Origin of the sequence: Streptomyces collinus Tu 365 (assembly GCF_000444875.1) — a bacterium.
GTDB lineage: Bacteria > Actinomycetota > Actinomycetes > Streptomycetales > Streptomycetaceae > Streptomyces > Streptomyces collinus_A.
In genome coordinates, this window is record NC_021985.1 from 4,543,544 (window position 1) to 4,560,257 (window position 16,714).

Genomic DNA, 16,714 nt, shown 5'->3' on the forward strand with positions numbered 1-16,714 from the left:
CAGGCACCGGAGTGCCCCGTGGCGCTCACTCCCCCCGCGCGAACTCCCGCATGCCCTCGGCGAAGCCGGTCTCCGGCTTCCAGCCCAGTTCGGCCCGCAGGCGGGAGGAGTCCGCCGTGATGTGCCGTACGTCGCCCAGCCGGTACTCGCCGGTGACCACCGGCTCCGGGCCGCCGAGGGCGCAGGACAGGGCGCGGGCCAGGTCACCGACGGTGTGCGGCTGTCCGCTGCCGGTGTTGTAGACGGTGAGCGCCCCGGGGCGGCCGCCCGCTTCGAGCGCCGTGACGTCGGCGGCGGCCACGTCCCGTACGTGGACGAAGTCCCGCCGCTGCCGGCCGTCCTCGAACACCCGGGGCGCCTCGCCGCGGGCCAGGGCCGAGCGGAAGAAGGAGGCGACCCCGGCGTACGGGGTGTCCCGGGGCATCCGGGGGCCGTACACGTTGTGGTAGCGCAGGGAGATCGCCGAACCGTCCGTGGCGCGGGCCCAGGACGCCGCCAGGTGCTCCTGGGCGAGTTTGGTCGCCGCGTACACGTTGCGCGGGTCGGCGGGTGCGTCCTCGCTGACGAGGCCGGGGGACAGCGGCGCCCCGCAGGACGGGCAGCCCGGTTCGAAGCGGCCCGCCGCCAGGTCGGCGGCGGCGCGCGGCCCGGGGCGCACGACGCCGTGCGCGGCGCACTCGTACCGGCCCTCCCCGTACACGACCATCGAGCCGGCGAGCACCAGCCGCCGTACGCCCGCGGCGGCCATCGCGGCCAGCAGCACGGCGGTGCCCAGGTCGTTGCGGGAGACGTACGCGGCCGCGTCCGCCACACCGTCGCCGAGGCCCACCATGGCCGCCTGGTGGCAGACCGCGTCCACCCCGGGCAGCGCCGCCGCGACGGCCGCCGGGTCCCGTACGTCGGCGCCGGGATCGTCCCGTACGTCGAACACGACCGGCTCGTGCCCGGACGCCCGCAGCGCGTCCACGACATGGGACCCGATGAACCCGGCACCGCCGGTGACCAGTACTCGCATACGCCCACGCTAGGACCGCGACCCGGCCGGGCCCGCACACGACGGGCGGTGCGTCACCGCTCCGTAAGGACTCCGCTCACAGCGGCCTGGCGGGCCAGTCCAGCAGCCGGGCGCCGATCACCGCCGTCTGCAGCGTGTACCGGTGCGCCGGGGCGCACGGGTCGGCGCCGGTCAGCTTGTGGATGCGTTCCAGGCGGTAGGTCAGGGCGCGCACGCTGAGCGCGAGCCGGCGGGCGGCCTCGGCGGCCACGCAGCCGGAGTCGAAGTAGGCGGTGAGCGTGTCCAGCAGCGGCCGCGGACCGCCGCGGGCCGCGGTGAGCGGACCGAGCGTGTGCGAGACCAGGTCGGTCAGGGCCTGCCGGTCGCGGGCGAGCACCGGGTACACCAGCAGGTCGGCGGCGCGCAGCAACGGCTGGTCGAGGTCGAGCCGCTCGGCCATCTCCAGCGCGGCGAGGGCCTCCTCGTACGACTGCACGACCCCGCCGGGGCCCGGCCGCGGCCGGCCCACCGCGACCCGGCTGCCCTCGCCGGCCGCGTACGCCTGCCGGGCGAAGTGGGTGACCACCTCGTCCTCGTCGCCGGGCGCGACGCACAGCATCCGGCCGTTCTTGGTGGTGAGCAGGATGCTGCGGGCGTCGAAGCGGGCGAGGACCGCCCGTTCCACCTGCCGGGTCACCGGATCGCCCTCGGCGTACGGGGCCGGCCCCTGGGCGACGGCGACCGCGTGCGCCCGGGACAGCCGCAGGCCGAACCGCTCGGCGCGCTCGGCGAGCCGGCCCAGGTCGCTGCGGCCGTAGAGCAGGTCGTCGATGAACTCCCGGCGCGCGGCCTCCTCCCGGCGCATGGCGAGCCGCTGCGCACGTTCGTAGCCCTCGGCGAACGCGTCGATCGCCTGCTCCACGGCGGCCAGCGTGCTGTCGGCCGATCCGGGGGTGCCGGGCCAGGCGGCGCGGGCGGCGGCGAGATGGGCGACGACCAGCGCCCGCAGTCCGTGTCCGGCGTCGGCGGCCTGTTCGCCGAGCGCGCGGCGGGCCGCCAACTCCTCCCGGCTCAGCCGCCGGCCGGTGGCCGCCGCCTGCGCCAGGGCGCCCGCGTACCCCTCCAGGTAGTGCTCCGGTATCCCCTGCTCCGACACGCCGTCCCCCGATCGCCGCGATCCTGACGGGACGCTGACGACTCCTTGGCGTCCGTCCGGCATCGAGACCCTAGTGAACATTGCCGGGAACCGGCAATGCGCGGGCGGACCCCTCTCGTGCACCATCGCCGAAGGGGAGCACTACGGATGGCTCCGGTGCCGGGCACCGGAAGGCGTCGCGCACCGGAGCCGGGGGCTCTTCCGCCTTCGTCGCCCGACGCTCAAGGACGTATCCAATGGAAGCCCTCGGCGTGCTCGTCGCCGCATGTCTCGTCGTCGTACTGCTCGCGCTGCTGGCCTTCTCCCGCCTGTACCGCAAGGTGGACCAGGGGCGGGCACTGATCGTGTCCCGGACCCGCAAGGTCGACGTGTCGTTCACCGGCCAGGTCGTGCTGCCGGTGCTGCACCGGGCCGAGGTCATGGACATCTCGGTGAAGACCATCGAGATCAGCCGCTCCGGCCGGGACGGGCTGATCTGCCGCGACAACATCCGCGCCGACATCCGCATCTCGTTCTTCGTGAAGGTCAACAAGACCGTCGAGGACGTCATCAGGGTCGCCCAGTCCGTCGGCACCGAGCGCGCCAGCCACCAGGACACGCTGCAGACGCTGTTCCACGCGAAGTTCTCCGAGGCGCTGAAGACCGTCGGCAAGCAGATGGACTTCACCGACCTGTACACCAAGCGCGAGGAACTGCGGTACCACATCATCGAGTTGATCGGTGTCGACCTCAACGGCTACCACCTCGAGGACGCCGCGATCGACTACCTGGAGCAGACCCCGCTCGCCCAGCTCGACCCGGCCAACGTGCTCGACGCCCAGGGCATCCGCAAGATCACCGAGTTGACGGCGATCGAGCACGTGCGCACCAACGAGGCCCGGCGCACCGAGGAGAAGGAGATCACCCGCCAGGACGTCGACGCCCGGGAGGCCATCCTGGAGCTGGAGCGCCGGCAGGCCGACGCGGAGATCAAGCAGCGCCGGGAGATCGAGACCTCCCGGGCCCGCGAGGAGGCCGAGACCGCCCGCGTGGTGGAGGAGGAGCGGCTGCGCGCCCAGGGCGCCTTCCTGCGCACCGAGGAGCAGCTCGGTGTGCAGCGCGAGAACCAGGCCCGCGAGGTCGCGGTCGCCGCGAAGAACCGCGAGCGGGTCATCGCCGTGGAGAACGAGCGCATCGAGAAGGACCGCATGCTGGAGGTCATCGCCCGGGAACGGGAGACCCAGCTGACGCGGATCGCCGCCGAGAAGGAGGTCGAGGCGGAGAAGCGGGACATCGCCGAGGTCATCCGGGAGCGGGTCGCGGTGGACCGCACGGTCGCCGAGCAGGAGGAGTCCATCAAGAAGCTGCGCGCGGTCGAGCAGGCCGAGCGCGACCGGCAGGCCCTCGTGATCGCCGCCGAGGCGGAGGCGCAGGAGAAGCTGGTCAAGGACATCAAGGCGGCCGAGGCCGCCGAGCAGGCCGCCACCCACCGCGCCGCCGAGGAACTCACCCTCGCCGAGGCCCGGCTGAAGACGGCGGACCTCGACGCGCGGGCCAGGCTGCGGCTCGCCGAGGGTGTGCAGGCGGAGGCCGCCGCCGAGGGCCTGGCCGCCGTCCAGGTCCGCGACAAGGAGGCCGAGGTCACGGTCAAGGCCGGCCGGGCCGAGGCCGAGGCCACCGGGGCCCGGCTGCGCGCGGAGGCCGAGGGCAGCCAGGCCAAGGCGCTCGCGGAGGCCGAGGGCGCCCGCGCGAAGGCCCTCGCGGAGGCCACCGGCATCGGCGAGAAGCTGAAGGCCGAGGCCGCGGGCCTGACCGACAAGGCGGCCGCCATGGCCGCCCTGGACGAGGCGTCCCGGGGCCACGAGGAGTACCGGCTGCGGCTGCAGGCGGAGAAGGAGATCCGGCTGGCCGGCCTGGAGACCCAGCGGCAGGTCGCCGAGGCGCAGGCCACGGTCCTCGCGACCGGCCTGGAGAACGCCGACATCGACATCGTCGGCGGGGAGTCCGTCTTCTTCGACCGGCTGGTGTCGGCGGTCTCGCTCGGCAAGGGCGTCGACGGCTTCGTCGACAACTCCCGTACCGCGCAGGCGCTCGCGGCACCCTGGCTGGACGGTTCGGGCAGCTTCACCGACGACCTGGGCCGGATCCTCGGCTCGCTGGGCGCGGCCGACGTGCAGCACCTGACGGTCTCGGCGCTGCTGATGAAGCTGATGAAGTCCGGCGGCCCGGAGGCCGGACCGTTGCGGCAGCTCCTCGACCGGGCCGGTGAGCTGGGGCTCGCCGACACCCCGCTGACCGCGCTGAACGGCACCGCCCGGGTGTGACGGCCGGGGCCGGGCCCCGCACGGGGGTCGCCGGCCCGGCCCCGCCGTAGCCCGCTGCCCGCAACCGCACCGCGACGCACCGAAGTTCACCGTCCCGCACGCCCGCGAAGGGAAACGTCCTCCATGGCCACCGCCCCGGAGACGGGTTCGTACGACACCGTCGACGCCGGCACTTACCAGGTGCTGCGCGACCGGCTCGCCGCCCAGGCCGCCGACCTGGCCCGGCGCGCCGAGGCCCTCAACGGGCGCCGCGCCGAGGAGTTCGGCTCCGCCGGGTTCGCCCTGCGGGCCACCGGCCGGCTGCGCACCGGGCACGCGTGCGTGCCCCGCGACGTCGTCGCCGTCGGGGACGTGCTGCTGTTCGGCGGCACCGGCCGGCAGACCGAGGACACGGCGGTCGGGGACGTCCTCGGCCTGTACGACCGGGACCTGAACCGGCTGCCCGAGGACGCCGTGCCCGGACTGCTCGACGACCCGGCGTTCCGGCGGGAGTTCACCGCCCTGCACCGCTACTACCGGCAGGCCCGGCTGCTGCGGCTGCGCCGCCTGGACGACCGGCTGCTCGCGGTGTTCCGCACCGGCGAGAAGGCCGACGACGTCCGCGCCCTGCGCTGGGACCTCACCGCCCGGGGCGGCGCCCGGTTCCTGGACGCGCGCGGCGACCGCGACGACGGCGCTCCGCCCGCGCACGACTTCGACTGGACCGCCACCACCCGCGAGGACCACGTCCTCGGCCGCGACCCGTACGTGTCGGTGCCCGGCGGGCTGGGCGTGACGACCGTCGGCGGCCGGCTCACCGTACGCGGCCCGGAAGGCGAGGAGCTGTACGCCGAGCCGGTCGAGGAGCCCCTGCAGGCCCTCGCCGACGCCGCCGTCGCCCACGCGCGCGTGGGGGCGCTCGTCCTGCTGCGGGTGCGGCCGTACAAGGAGGACGCCGACCGCTACCTGGTGTTCAACACGTTGACCCGGTCGGTGCTCCGGCTCGACGGGATCGGCCGGGCGTGCCGCCGGCTGCCCGAGGACCAGGGCATCGTCTTCCCGGGCGGCTACTGCCTGGCCGGCGGCGCCCACAAGACGTACGACCTGGACACGGCCGGCCTCGAACCGGACCGGGAGGTGCGCTCGCCCAACGGCGAGGACGTGCTCTACGCCTTCCGCTCCCGGACGGCCGGCCACACCCTGCTGCTGTCGTACAACACGCTCCGCAAGGAGGTCGCGGGCCCGCTGCCCTGCCGGGGCCGGGCCCTCTTCGAGGACGGCGCCCTGGCCGTGCTGCGCGCGGACGGCGACGAACCCGCGCACGCGCACACCCTGCAGTGGTGGACCTCGCCGTACGTCTCCGACACCCAGGCCGCCGCCCTGCGCACCGGAACCGGGGCCCTGGCCCGGGTCGGCAACGCCGACCTCGTGCGCGGCCTCGCCGACTGCCTGTCCGTCGCCCGGCTCGTCGCCGACGGCATCACGACCGGCGAGGGCTACCGGGCGCTGGCCGCCGCCTGCGTACGCGCCGCCGACACCCACCACTGGCTGCGCGAGCCCGAACTCGGTGACCTCGCAGACCCGTTGGCGGCCGTGCGGGAGACGGCCGAGCAGGTGCTCGGCGAGTTCGAGACGGTACGGGAGCTGACCCGGCAGGCGGCCGCCGCGCTGGAGGAGGCCGCCGACCGGATCGCCGCCGTGGTCCGCCGGCTGCGCGGCGAGGCCCCGCGGGACGCGGCGGCCTGGGTGCGCGGCCTCACCGAACTCCGGCACGCCCACGGCCATCTGCTCACCGTCAAGGAGCTGCGGCACGCCGACACCGTACGCGTGGACGAGCTGGCCGCCGGGGCGGAGGCCGACCTGGCGTCCTTCGGGCGGCGGGCGGTGTCCTTCCTGGCCCGCGAGGACGCCTTCGCCGCGCAGCACGCGGACGTCGAACAGCTCGTGGAACAGGCCGGCTCGATCCCGACCGCGGCCGCGGCCCGACCGGTCACCGCCCGCCTCGACGACCTGGCCGACGGGCTGCGCACGGTCTCCGAGGTCGTCACCGGACTCGACATCGCCGACGCCACCGTCCGCACGGGCGTCCTGGAGCGGATCGCCGAGGTCCTCGGCGGCGTCAACCGGGCCCGCGCCACCCTCGACGCCCGCCGCCGCGCCCTGCTCGACCACGAGGGCCGCGCCGAGTTCGCCGCCGAGACCGCCCTGCTGGCGCAGGCGGTCACCGCCGCGCTCGCCACCGCCGACAGCCCCGAGTCCTGCGACGACCAACTCGCCCTGCTGCTGGGCCGCCTGGAGGACCTGGAGGCGAGGTTCGCCGAGTTCGACGACTTCCTCGCCGAGGTCGCCGGCACCCGCACCGAGGTCTACGAGGCGTTCGCCGCCCGCAAGCAGTCCCTCGCCGACGCCCGCGCCCACCGCGCCGAGCAACTGGCCGGCTCCGCCGCCCGGGTGCTGGAGACCGTCGCCCGCCGCGCCGCCACGCTCGCCGACACCGACGCGATCACCACCTACTTCGCCTCCGACCCGATGGTCGCCAAGGTCCGCCGCACCGCAGCCGAACTGCGGGCCCTCGGCGACAGCGTGCGCGCCGAGGAACTCGACGGCCGGATCGAGGCCGCCCGCCAGGAGGCCGCCCGCGCCCTGCGCGACCGCGCCGACCTGTACGCCGACGACGGCCGCACCCTGCTCCTGGGCGGCCACCGCTTCGCCGTCAACACCCAGCCCCTCGACCTCACCCTGGTGCCGCACGGCGACGGCCTCGCCTTCGCCGTCACCGGCACCGACTACCGCCGGCCGGTGACGGACCCCGGCTTCGCCGGCACCCGCCCGTTCTGGGACCGCCGGCTGCCGTCCGAGTCACCCGGGGTCTACCGCGCCGAACACCTCGCCGCCCGGCTGCTGTCCGAGCACGGTCCGGCCGCCCTCGCCGCCGCCGACCTGCCCGTCCTGGTCCGGGAGGCGGCGCAGGCGGCGTACGACGAGGGCTACGAGCGCGGGGTCCACGACCACGACACCACCGCGATCCTGAGCGCGCTGCTCCCGCTGTACGACGGCGCCGGCACCCTGCGCCACGAGCCGGCCGCCCGCGCGGCGGCCCAGCTGTTCTGGACCCACGGCACCGCCCCGGAGGCCCGCGCGGCCTGGACCCGGCGCGCGGTGTCCCTCGCTCGCGCCCGGGACACCTTCGGCCCCGTCCCCGGGATCGCCGAGCTGACCGGGGAACTGGCCGGGGCGATCGGGGCGTGGGACGCGGCCGCCGACGCCGGTCCGGCCGCCGCCTACCTCTTCGACGAGCTGACCACCGGCGACACCTTCGTCCTCGGCGCGGCCGCCCGCACCCTGCTGGACAAGTTCCGGCACGCGGTCGCCGGCACCGCCTACGCCCGCGACCTGGCGGAGCTGACCGGCCTGAGCGCCCGCCGTCAGGTGGCGCAGGCGTGGCTGACCGCGTACGCCACCGCGTCCGGCGCCGGGACGGCCCCCGGCGAACTGGCCGAGGCGGTGGCCGCCGAACTCTGCCCCGACCTGCCCCGCCACGACGGCGACGCCCCGCTGACCACCACCGTCGAGGGCCTGCTGGGCGACCACCCGCGCACCGCCGGCGGCCGGCTGCCGGTGCGGATCGACGAGTTCCTGGCCCGCACGGCCCGGTTCGCCGAGCGGGAGGTGCCCGCCTTCCGTGCCTACCTGAGCCGCCGCGGCGCCCTGGTGGCGGCCGAACGCGACCGGCTCCACCTGGCCGACCACCGCCCCCGGGTCATGTCCGCCTTCGTCCGCAACCGGCTCGTCGACGAGGTGTACCTGCCGCTGGTCGGCGACAGCCTCGCCCGCCAGCTCGGCACCACCGGCGAGTCCCGGCGCACCGACACCGGCGGCCTGCTCCTGCTGGTCTCCCCGCCCGGCTACGGCAAGACGACGCTCATGGAGTACGTCGCCGACCGGCTCGGCCTGATGCTGGTCAAGGTCAGCGGCCCGGCGCTCGGCCACGCCGTCACCTCGCTCGACCCGGCCGACGCCCCCGACGCCACCGCCCGCCGCGAGGTCGAGAAGATCAACTTCGCGCTGGCGGCCGGCAACAACACGCTGCTGTACCTGGACGACATCCAGCACACCTCGCCCGAACTGCTGCAGAAGTTCATCCCGCTGTGCGACGCGACCCGCCGGGTGGACGGGGTGTGGGAGGGCGAGCCGCGCGGCTACGACCTGCGCGGCAAGCGGTTCGCGGTGTGCATGGCCGGCAACCCCTACACCGAGTCCGGCGCGCGCTTCCGGGTGCCCGACATGCTCGCCAACCGGGCGGACGTGTGGAACCTCGGTGACGTCCTCACCGGCAAGGAGGACGTCTTCGCGCTCAGCTTCGTGGAGAACGCGCTCACCGCCAACCCGGTCCTCGCGCCCCTCGCCGGCCGCGACCGGGCCGACCTGGAGGTGCTGGTACGGCTGGCCGCCGGCGACCCCACCGCCCGCGCGGACCGCCTCGCCCACCCCCTGCCGCCCGCCGAGCTCGACCGGGTCCTCGCGGTGCTGCGCCATCTGCTCGCCGCGCGCGACACGGTCCTCACGGTGAACACGGCCTACATCGACTCCGCCGCCCGCTCCGAGGAGGCCCGCACCGAACCGCCGTTCCGGCTCCAGGGCTCCTACCGGGACATGAACCGGATCGCCCAGCGGCTGCGCCCGGTCATGAACGACGCCGAGCGCGACGCGGTGATCGCCGACCACTACACGGCCGAGGCCCAGACCCTCACCAGCGGCGCCGAGGCCAACCTGCTGAAACTCGCCGAGCTGCGCGGCACCCTCACCGCCGGGCAGGCCGCCCGCTGGGCCGAGGTGAAGGCGGCCCACGTCCGCGCCCGCGCCCTCGGCGGACCCGGTGACGACCCGCTCACCCGCGCGGTGGCCGCCCTCGGCCTGCTCGCCGAGCGGGTGGCCGCGGTCGAGTCCGCCATCACCCGCGCCACCGGATCGCCCGCCCACCCACGGGAGGACTGATGCTGTACTACCTGGCCCCGTTGTCGGCCGCCCTCGCCCTGGTCACGTCGTCCACCTACGCCCTGATCCGCCGCGACCGCCGCCTGGCGGACACCTGCCTGGACCGGGGCCGGGTACCGGGCCGAGGGGAGGGTGCCTGAGGTCGGGGACGTTCGGCGGAGGGGTGCCTGAGGCCGGGGAGGTGCGTCCGGCGGAGGGGTGCCCGAGGCCGGGGACGTCCGTCCTGCGGTGTTTCGCTCGGCGGGGCCCCGCCGCCCGCGGTCTAGGCTCGGCGCGTGGGGCAGCCCGACCAGCGCGCCGAAGGCGCGGGACCGTTCACCACCCGGCTCACCTGGCCGCTGCCCGGCGGCGGCACCGCGGTCTGGGAGTCACGGCGCGCGCGGCGGCGCGGGACGCTCGCCGTCCGGCCGCCCGGCGCGGAGACCGGCCGGCACCGGCCGGCCGACGCCGTGGCCGTCACCCGGCTGCGCCGGCTCAACACCATCGCCTCGATCGCCTTCGTGATCGGCGGCGCCCTCTTCGCGGCCGGGGCCGCCGTCGCCCGGTACGGCTCGGGCGGCGCCGTCGAGAGTGCCTCGGTCTACTTCGCCGGCGGCCTGTTCTTCAACACAGGCGGCTATGTCTCGCTGCTCCAGACGATCAACGCGCCGCGCCACGAGCCCGGCGGCGACCGGCTGGTCACCCGGCCGTGGCGGTGGTGGAGCTACGAACCGATGCGGCTCGACTGGCTCGGCACCTTCCTCCTCTTCGCGGGCACCCTCGTCTTCGGCGTCAACCTGCTGGACTCCTTCCTGCGGGGCCTGAGCGTGCAGCAGGTCAACCGCCTGGTCTGGACGCCCGACGTGATCGGCTGCGTGCTCTTCCTGGTCTCCGGGCACCTCGCGCTCGCCGAGGTCTGCCACGGCCGCCCGCGGCTGCTGCCGCACCGCCTCGACTGGTGGATCGTCGCCGTCAACCAGCTCGGCTCCGTCCTGTTCACGGTCTCCGCGCTCGCCGCCTACACCCGCCCCGCCACCGGCAGCGCGATCAACACCGGCATCGCCGACTGGGGCACCCTCACCGGCGCGCTGTGCTTCTCGCTGGGCGGCGTCCTCCAGCTCTACGAGCACCCCTAGCGTCCGGCGTCCGGCCGTCACCCCGGCCGCGGGGCGGCCGATGTGCGGGGCCGGGCGGGCGGGTGAAGACTGGGACCCGGGCGTGGCCGCGCGTGCCCGTCCGCAGCGGTTCATCGGTCCGGAGGCGCGGACGGCCGGCGCCTCCGCCGCCGTGGACGCGAGGGCACCGCCCCGTCCACGGCTCACCGGACTCGGGCTCACACAGAGGTCCCCGCCATGGGCACCATCGACGAAGCGGCTGCCGGCAGCCTGCGCGAGGCACTGCGGGGACGTGTGATCACCCCGCACGACCCGGGCTACGACGAGGCCCGCACCATCTACAACGCCATGATCGACCGGCGGCCCGCCGCCTTCGCGCGCTGTGCGGACGTGGCCGACGTGCGGGCGACGATCGCCTTCGCCCGCGACCGCGGGGCCGACCTCGCGGTGTTCGGCGGCGGCCACAGCGGACCGGGCCTGTGCCTGGTCGACGACGGACTCGTGCTCGACCTGACACCGATGCGCTGGGTCCGGGTGGACCCCGAGTCGGACACGGTCCAGGTGGGCGGCGGCAGCCGGCTCGGGGACCTGGACCACGCGGCGCACGCCTTCGGCCGGGCCGTGCCGTCCGGGATCATGTCGACCACCGGCGTCGGCGGCCTGACCCTGGGCGGCGGCCACGGCCACCTCACCCGCCGCTACGGCCTGACCATCGACAGCCTGCTCTCGGCCGACGTCGTCCTCGCCGACGGCAGTTACGTCACCGCGTCGCCGGACAACCACCCGGACCTGTTCTGGGCCCTGCGCGGCGGGGGCGGCAACTTCGGCGTGGTCACCTCGTTCACCTTCCAGCTGCACCCGGTCGGCACGGTCGGTGTCGCGGTGACGGTGTGGCCGGTCGACCGCACGCCCGAAGTGCTGCGCTGGTACCGGGAGTTCCTGCCCGCCGCGCCGGAGGAGCTGAGCGGGTTCTTCGCGGTGCTGGCCGTACCGCCGGGCCCGCCCTTCCCCGAGCCGCTGCACGGGCGGAAGGCGTGCGCAGTCGTCTGGTGCTGCACCGGCGACCTGCACGGCGACCGCCTGGAGGAGGTGCTGGCCGCGGTGGACGAACCGGCGCCGCCCGCCTTCCACTTCACCACGCCCATGCCCTACCCGGGCCTGCAGACCATGTTCGACACCCTGATCCCCGCGGGACTCCAGTGGTACTGGCGCGGTGACTTCTTCGACGCCATCCCCGACGGCGCCGTCGACGTGCACCACAAGTACGCGGAGAACCTGCCGACCGCCCTGTCGACCATGCACCTGTACCCGGTCGACGGGGCCGCGCACCGGGTCGGCCCCGGCGACACGGCCTGGGCCTACCGGGACGCCCTGTGGTCCGGGGTGATCGGCGGCATCGACCCGGACCCGGCCAACGCCGAGCTGGTCCGGGAGTGGTGCGTCGACTACTGGAGCGACCTGCACCCGCACTCCATGGGCGGCTCCTACGTCAACTTCATCGGCGAGCAGGAGGGCACGGACCGGGTCAGGGCGACCTACCGGGGCAACTACGACCGGCTGGCCGCGGTCAAGCGCGCCTACGACCCGGACAACCTCTTCCACGCCAACCAGAACATCCCGCCGGCCCCGGAGTGAGGCGTCAGCGGGCCGGCCGCCCCTGTCCCCGGCCCGTGGCGGAGCCACCGGACGCGGGCGGGGTCCGGTCCCTGGGCGTGCGCTGCCTCACGGGGCCCCCGCCGGAGGCGGGCGCGGCGGGCCGGGTCCGGTGCCGGGGCAGCACCCGCCGGGGCGGCCTGGTCAGCGTGATCTGCCGGACCAGCTGCTGGAAGCAGACCAGCGTCGCGAAGCTCGGCAGCGCGGCGGCCGCCCGGTCCAGGATGTTGTCCGGCGCCTCGGCGACGCACAGGGCCATCGCGATCGACGAGAAGAGCAGCACCACGCACCAGGAGTGCAGGGCCCGGCGCTGGTGCAGGGCGGCGCGCAGGATGGACAGCGACCCGACCAGCCAGGGACCGAACACCAGCAGCGGCCACCAGGAGACCGCGCCGCTCACGGTGTGCCCCGTCGCGACGAAGCGCAGCGGGTCGTAGGCGACCAGCCCGCCGAAGACGCTCACCGCCGACGCGACGACGCACGCCATCGCGGCGATGCAGTAGCTGGCGGTCCGGATCTTGTCCAGGCGGCGCCGCTCCCGGACCTTGCGATGACCCCGGGCCGCCCGGGCCGCGGTTCTCACGGGTGGCAGCTCCGCTGTGATCTCCACGAGGGCGTCGCGGTGGGACACCGGGTCCGCGGGCTCACCGGTGCGGGCGGCCGGGATCCTCGGCTGCTCCTCGATGGCGTCCCGCAGCATGAACGCCAGTTCCTCCGCGGGGTCCCAGCCCGAGTCCGGCGGGGTCAGCGGCGGGTAGAGCACCCCGTCCTGCGCCTGGTACAGGGTGCCGTCGCCCTCGTAGCCGCCGTCCGGATAATCGGTGGGGAAACCCTGGTATTGCCCTGTTCGCTCGTCATACATGACGCGAGTCGCTCATTCCTTCACGAAGGGCGGGGTTTCAGATCTCCACCTCCACCCATCGTCTGGAAAGATCACTTTCCAGGCCGCTCATGACGTCCATGAATTCCTGGAGGATCTCCTCGGTCACCTCGAGCGTGACCGGCAGACCGCCCCGCATCAGAATCCCGTTGTACGCGCCTCCGGTGGCCGGCGCGGGGATGTAGGTGAAGGAGCCCAGCCGGGTCGATCGCCTTCTGGAGGGAGGGGACTGGTCCCGGACGGAATCGATCACTTGACCCTCGGTTGCCCTCGTCATATTCCCACTAACGGCGTCTTGCGGTGACGGATGCGCGGCGAACGAGTGAAGGGATTAGCCGGACAAGCACCTTGTTCAGGTATCGGTCGGACGTATATGCAGCCGTATGAAGAATGAAAAGCGGCCGGGACCTCAGTTCACGGTGAAGTAGTAGTCGTAGGAGGCGAGTTCGGCGCCCGAGCGGGTCGTCGCGCGGACCGTGAGGTAGGAGAAGCCGTCCGCCGACGGCGTCCAGCTCACACGGGCGCGGTGGTGGGCGCCCGCCGGGACGGTGACCTCGGGGTCCCCGTCGAAGGAGTACGTGTAGCTCGCCACGCCCTTCACCTTCGGCGCGAACGTGAAGGTGCCCGGGACGCCCGTGCCGCCGCCCGAGCCGTTCTCGGGGTAGACGTCCGAGGTCACGGTGGGCGTGGTGTCGTAGCCGATGCTCCACGAGGCCGCGTCGCTGACCCAGCCGTCCGCACTCCTGCTGGTCACCCGGAGGGACTCGCCGTAGGTGCCGTCCAGGGCCAGCCGCACCTTCGCCGTGCCGTCGGCCGCGGCCGTGACGTCGACGGTCCTGTCGTCCTGGCCGCCGACGGTCTGCACGGAGTAGGCGACGACCGGGCTCACCGACTGCAGGGCCGGGTCGGGCCTGAGCGTGAACCCGGTCGGCCGGCCGAACTCGGGCGACGGCACGGCCGGGGTCACGGTGGGCGCCGTGGAACTGACGCGGAAGGTGTAGTCGGTGCTCGGCGAGCCGTTGTAGGCCCGGTCGAGACTGCGCACCGTCAGGGTCATCGGACCGGCGCCGCTCGGCGGGAGCAGGTCCAGCGTGGCCGGACCGCCGAGGCGGTCGGCGCGGACGAAGTACCGCGCGTCGTCGTACGGGTCGACGGGCTGCGGAACGCCGTGGTCGCCGATGTTCGTGCCGATGACCGGCAGGTCCCGGTGCCAGGTGAACTCGTACCCGGTGACGTCGTCGGCGCCGCCCGCGTCCAGCGTGAACCTGACCGGCGCGCCGCCCTGGTTCCACACGTCCGGAGGGTAGTTGGGCGAGGAGACGGTGGGCGCGTGCGCCGGGCCGGAGTCGTCGACGGTGACGTAGCAGGGAGCCGACCAGTCCGAGGCCGCGCTCCCGGCCACCGTCTGCGCCCGCCACGCGTATGTCTGCCCGTCGGTGAGCGCCTCCGCGGGCAGGTTGACGGTGGCCTCGAACCCGGGGACGGCGCGCTCGCGGGTGACCGTGGTGATCTGTGTGGGGTCGGTGACCGGCCAGAGCTGGAAGCGCGCGGTGAGCGGGGTGGTGTCGGACGCGTCGGTGGTCCCGGGGATGCCCTCGGCGACCAGGCCCTGGCGGCCCCACAGGAACGTGGGCCGGTCCGCGTCGGTCGAGCAGTGCCGGTAGCCGTTGAACAGCTGGGTCGGTGTGGTGGGCGTCCCGCCGGCCGCGCTCGCGGGCGACGCCGCGGCGAGCGCCAGCGCGAGGGTGCCCAGGGAAGCGAGGACGGCACGCGAGTGCGCGCCGAAGGCGATGGTCAAGTGGTCCCTCCCGGATGAATGTCCGTGCCCCGTAGCGCAGTTGAGCCCCGGAGCGCGGACGGCGAGAAGGATCGTAGAGGCGCATTTGACTGCGCGCATGACAATTACGGACCTGGCGGCCGCCCCCGGAACCGGGACCCGGCCGCCGGCCGGCCGTCACCGGCCGCCGAGGTGCCTGCCGTAGCCGAGAGCGCTCTTCGGGGAGGGCAGGCCCAGCCGGGCCGGGGTGAAGGCGGTGGAACCGGCGGCACCCGCGCGGGGGAGCATCCACACCCCGCCCGAGCCGGCGTTCTCGCCCGGGGAGCCGACCGCCAGGTCGAGCCTGCCGTCGTGGTCGTAGTCGCCGGTGGCGAGCGCCGTGCCGAAGGCGTCCCCGGTCTCCGCGATCCCCGGGACGCGCGGGGTGTCCTGCTGGAGGCCGGTGGAGCGCGCCGCGCCCTTCGCGTCGAGGAGGCCCGTCGGGCCGCCGAACAGCACGGTCGCCGCGCCCGCGCCCGCACGCCGGCCGATCGCCTCGCCGGGCGCGCCGGCGACCAGGTCGTCGCGGCCGTCGTGGTCGAGGTCGGCGACCACGAGGGCGGCGCCGAACCGGTCACCGTCCTCCGCCACACCCGCCACACCCGCCGTGTCCTGGTTCAGGGTCTGCTGCCGGTACCCGAACGAGCCGGACCGCGCGCTGCCGTAGTGGACGTGGATGCCACCGCCCTCCGCCAGCTCCTCGGGGCCGCACGGGTCGTCGATGTTCTCGTCGGCGATCTCACGGCACTCGCCGAGCGCGAGGTCGTCGTGGCCGTCGCCGTCGAAGTCGCCCGCGGCGAGCGCGGACACCCCGGCGTTGTCGGTGTTCCAGACGTTGGCCATGGCCTGCTCGGCCGCGTCCCAGGACCACAGCCGCACGTGCGACTGGGTGAACGGGGTCCTCGACCAGTACCCGACCGCGAGGTCCGCCGTGCCGTCCCCGGTGAAGTCACCGGTGGCGAGGACGGGGGCACGGCCGCCCATCGGGGCGGTGACGACCGTGGCGATCATGCTGTCCTCGCCCTGGGCCACCCGGGCGACGACCTTGTCCCTCCCGCCGATCACGATCTCCTTGCCGCCGTCGCCGGTCAGGTCGGCGGCCGCGACCGACAGCCCGTACGCCGCCGAGGGCGAGGGCCCGTCGAGGACCACGGAGCCCGGGCGGGTGCCGTGCCTGGCGCCGGCGACCGCCTCGACCATGCCCACGTCCTTGCCGCGCCCTGCGATGTCCTCGCCGGGGGCGCCGACCAGCAGTTCCGCGATGCCGTCGCCGTTGAGGTCCACCAGCGCCACGGAGGCACCGAAGCGGTCGCCCGTCTCGGGGGTGCCGGGCACCTCGGGGGTGGACTGGCTGATCCGGATGCTGCCGTGGGCTCCGATCCCCTTCGGGCCGCCCCAGACGACGGTGACGTAACCGGCCTTCGCCCTGCCGCCGACCGCGCCGTCGGGCACCCCCACGGCGAGGTCCGCGTATCCGTCGCCGTCGAAGTCACCGGCGGTCCGCGCGGTGGCGGCCGAGGCCGGGAGGGTCAGTCCGGCAGTGGCCGCGGCGACGACGGTGGCTGCGGTGGCGAGGGTCCGTATCCGTGTGCGCACGGGGGCTCCAAGGTGTTCGAGGTGTCCGAGGCGGCGAGTTCACCTGTGGGACACCTCCAGGGCCCCGGGGGTTGTGCGGCGGGGGCGGCTCGGCGCCCCGCACCCTCCTCGCCCTGATACCGCCAACTCCGCACTCGCGACGCCGAGTCCGCGGCCCGCTCGCTCCCGGCCGTCCCACATAAGGGCGTCCACGTCGACGACTCGATCGAGGTGACCTACTGGCAGCGGTCGATGGACGACGCCGTCCG

Annotated in this window: 11 protein-coding genes; 5 read left to right on the forward strand and 6 right to left on the reverse strand. The window is 74.7% G+C overall.

The window, feature by feature from the left end:
- Positions 1 to 25: 25 nt before the first annotated feature.
- Entirely contained in the window at positions 26 to 1,015 is a 990-nt protein-coding gene (locus B446_RS19815) for an NAD-dependent epimerase/dehydratase family protein (RefSeq protein ID WP_020941219.1), read from the reverse strand.
- A 76-nt stretch (positions 1,016 to 1,091) separates the two neighbouring features.
- On the reverse strand, positions 1,092 to 2,150 hold the full coding sequence (locus B446_RS19820) for a PucR family transcriptional regulator (RefSeq protein WP_020941220.1): 1,059 nt from the start codon (positions 2,148 to 2,150) through the stop codon (positions 1,092 to 1,094).
- Positions 2,151 to 2,386: 236 nt separating this feature from the next.
- On the opposite strand from B446_RS19820, the gene B446_RS19825 reads away from it, so the two are divergent.
- From B446_RS19825 to B446_RS19840, 5 genes are all read left to right on the forward strand, one after another.
- Positions 2,387 to 4,453 (forward strand): hypothetical protein, encoded by a 2,067-nt coding sequence (locus tag B446_RS19825; RefSeq protein ID WP_020941221.1) that lies wholly within the window; start codon positions 2,387 to 2,389, stop codon positions 4,451 to 4,453.
- A gap of 123 nt (positions 4,454 to 4,576) precedes the next feature.
- Positions 4,577 to 9,427, forward strand: coding sequence for a DNA repair ATPase (locus B446_RS19830; protein ID WP_020941222.1), 4,851 nt, complete (start codon positions 4,577 to 4,579; stop codon positions 9,425 to 9,427).
- Positions 9,427 to 9,567, forward strand: a complete 141-nt coding sequence (locus B446_RS39240; protein ID WP_158506768.1) for a hypothetical protein — start codon at positions 9,427 to 9,429, stop codon at positions 9,565 to 9,567. The genes B446_RS19830 and B446_RS39240 overlap by 1 nt, the downstream gene beginning before the upstream one ends.
- A 135-nt stretch (positions 9,568 to 9,702) precedes the next feature.
- A complete protein-coding gene (locus B446_RS19835; protein ID WP_020941223.1) occupies positions 9,703 to 10,542 on the forward strand; it encodes a hypothetical protein in 840 nt (279 codons plus the stop codon).
- Positions 10,543 to 10,758: 216 nt separating this feature from the next.
- Positions 10,759 to 12,156, forward strand: coding sequence for an FAD-binding oxidoreductase (locus B446_RS19840; protein ID WP_020941224.1), 1,398 nt, complete (start codon positions 10,759 to 10,761; stop codon positions 12,154 to 12,156).
- A 4-nt stretch (positions 12,157 to 12,160) separates the two neighbouring features.
- Here the strand turns inward: B446_RS19840 and B446_RS19845 are convergent, their stop codons facing one another.
- From B446_RS19845 to B446_RS19860, 4 genes are all read right to left on the reverse strand, one after another.
- Positions 12,161 to 13,036, reverse strand: coding sequence for a DUF2637 domain-containing protein (locus B446_RS19845; protein WP_020941225.1), 876 nt, complete (start codon positions 13,034 to 13,036; stop codon positions 12,161 to 12,163).
- A 37-nt stretch (positions 13,037 to 13,073) separates the two neighbouring features.
- On the reverse strand, positions 13,074 to 13,307 hold the full coding sequence (locus B446_RS19850; RefSeq protein ID WP_020941226.1) for a hypothetical protein: 234 nt from the start codon (positions 13,305 to 13,307) through the stop codon (positions 13,074 to 13,076).
- Between the two features lie 156 nt (positions 13,308 to 13,463).
- Positions 13,464 to 14,852: a hypothetical protein gene (locus B446_RS19855; RefSeq protein WP_020941227.1), complete on the reverse strand. Its 1,389-nt coding sequence runs from the start codon at positions 14,850 to 14,852 to the stop codon at positions 13,464 to 13,466.
- A gap of 156 nt (positions 14,853 to 15,008) precedes the next feature.
- A complete protein-coding gene (locus B446_RS19860) occupies positions 15,009 to 16,466 on the reverse strand; it encodes an FG-GAP-like repeat-containing protein (RefSeq protein WP_020941228.1) in 1,458 nt (485 codons plus the stop codon).
- Positions 16,467 to 16,714: the final 248 nt, after the last annotated feature.

What these genes read in the sequence shown, in the direction of transcription:
- B446_RS19815 (WP_020941219.1), bottom strand. Translation starts at nt 1,015, where the DNA reads ATGCGAGTACTGGTCACCGGCGGTGCCGGGTTCATCGGGTCCCATGTC.
- B446_RS19825 (WP_020941221.1), top strand. Translation starts at nt 2,387, where the DNA reads ATGGAAGCCCTCGGCGTGCTCGTCGCCGCATGTCTCGTCGTCGTACTG.
- B446_RS19830 (WP_020941222.1), top strand. Translation starts at nt 4,577, where the DNA reads ATGGCCACCGCCCCGGAGACGGGTTCGTACGACACCGTCGACGCCGGC.
- B446_RS39240 (WP_158506768.1), top strand. Translation starts at nt 9,427, where the DNA reads ATGCTGTACTACCTGGCCCCGTTGTCGGCCGCCCTCGCCCTGGTCACG.
- B446_RS19840 (WP_020941224.1), top strand. Translation starts at nt 10,759, where the DNA reads ATGGGCACCATCGACGAAGCGGCTGCCGGCAGCCTGCGCGAGGCACTG.
- B446_RS19845 (WP_020941225.1), bottom strand. Translation starts at nt 13,036, where the DNA reads ATGTATGACGAGCGAACAGGGCAATACCAGGGTTTCCCCACCGATTAT.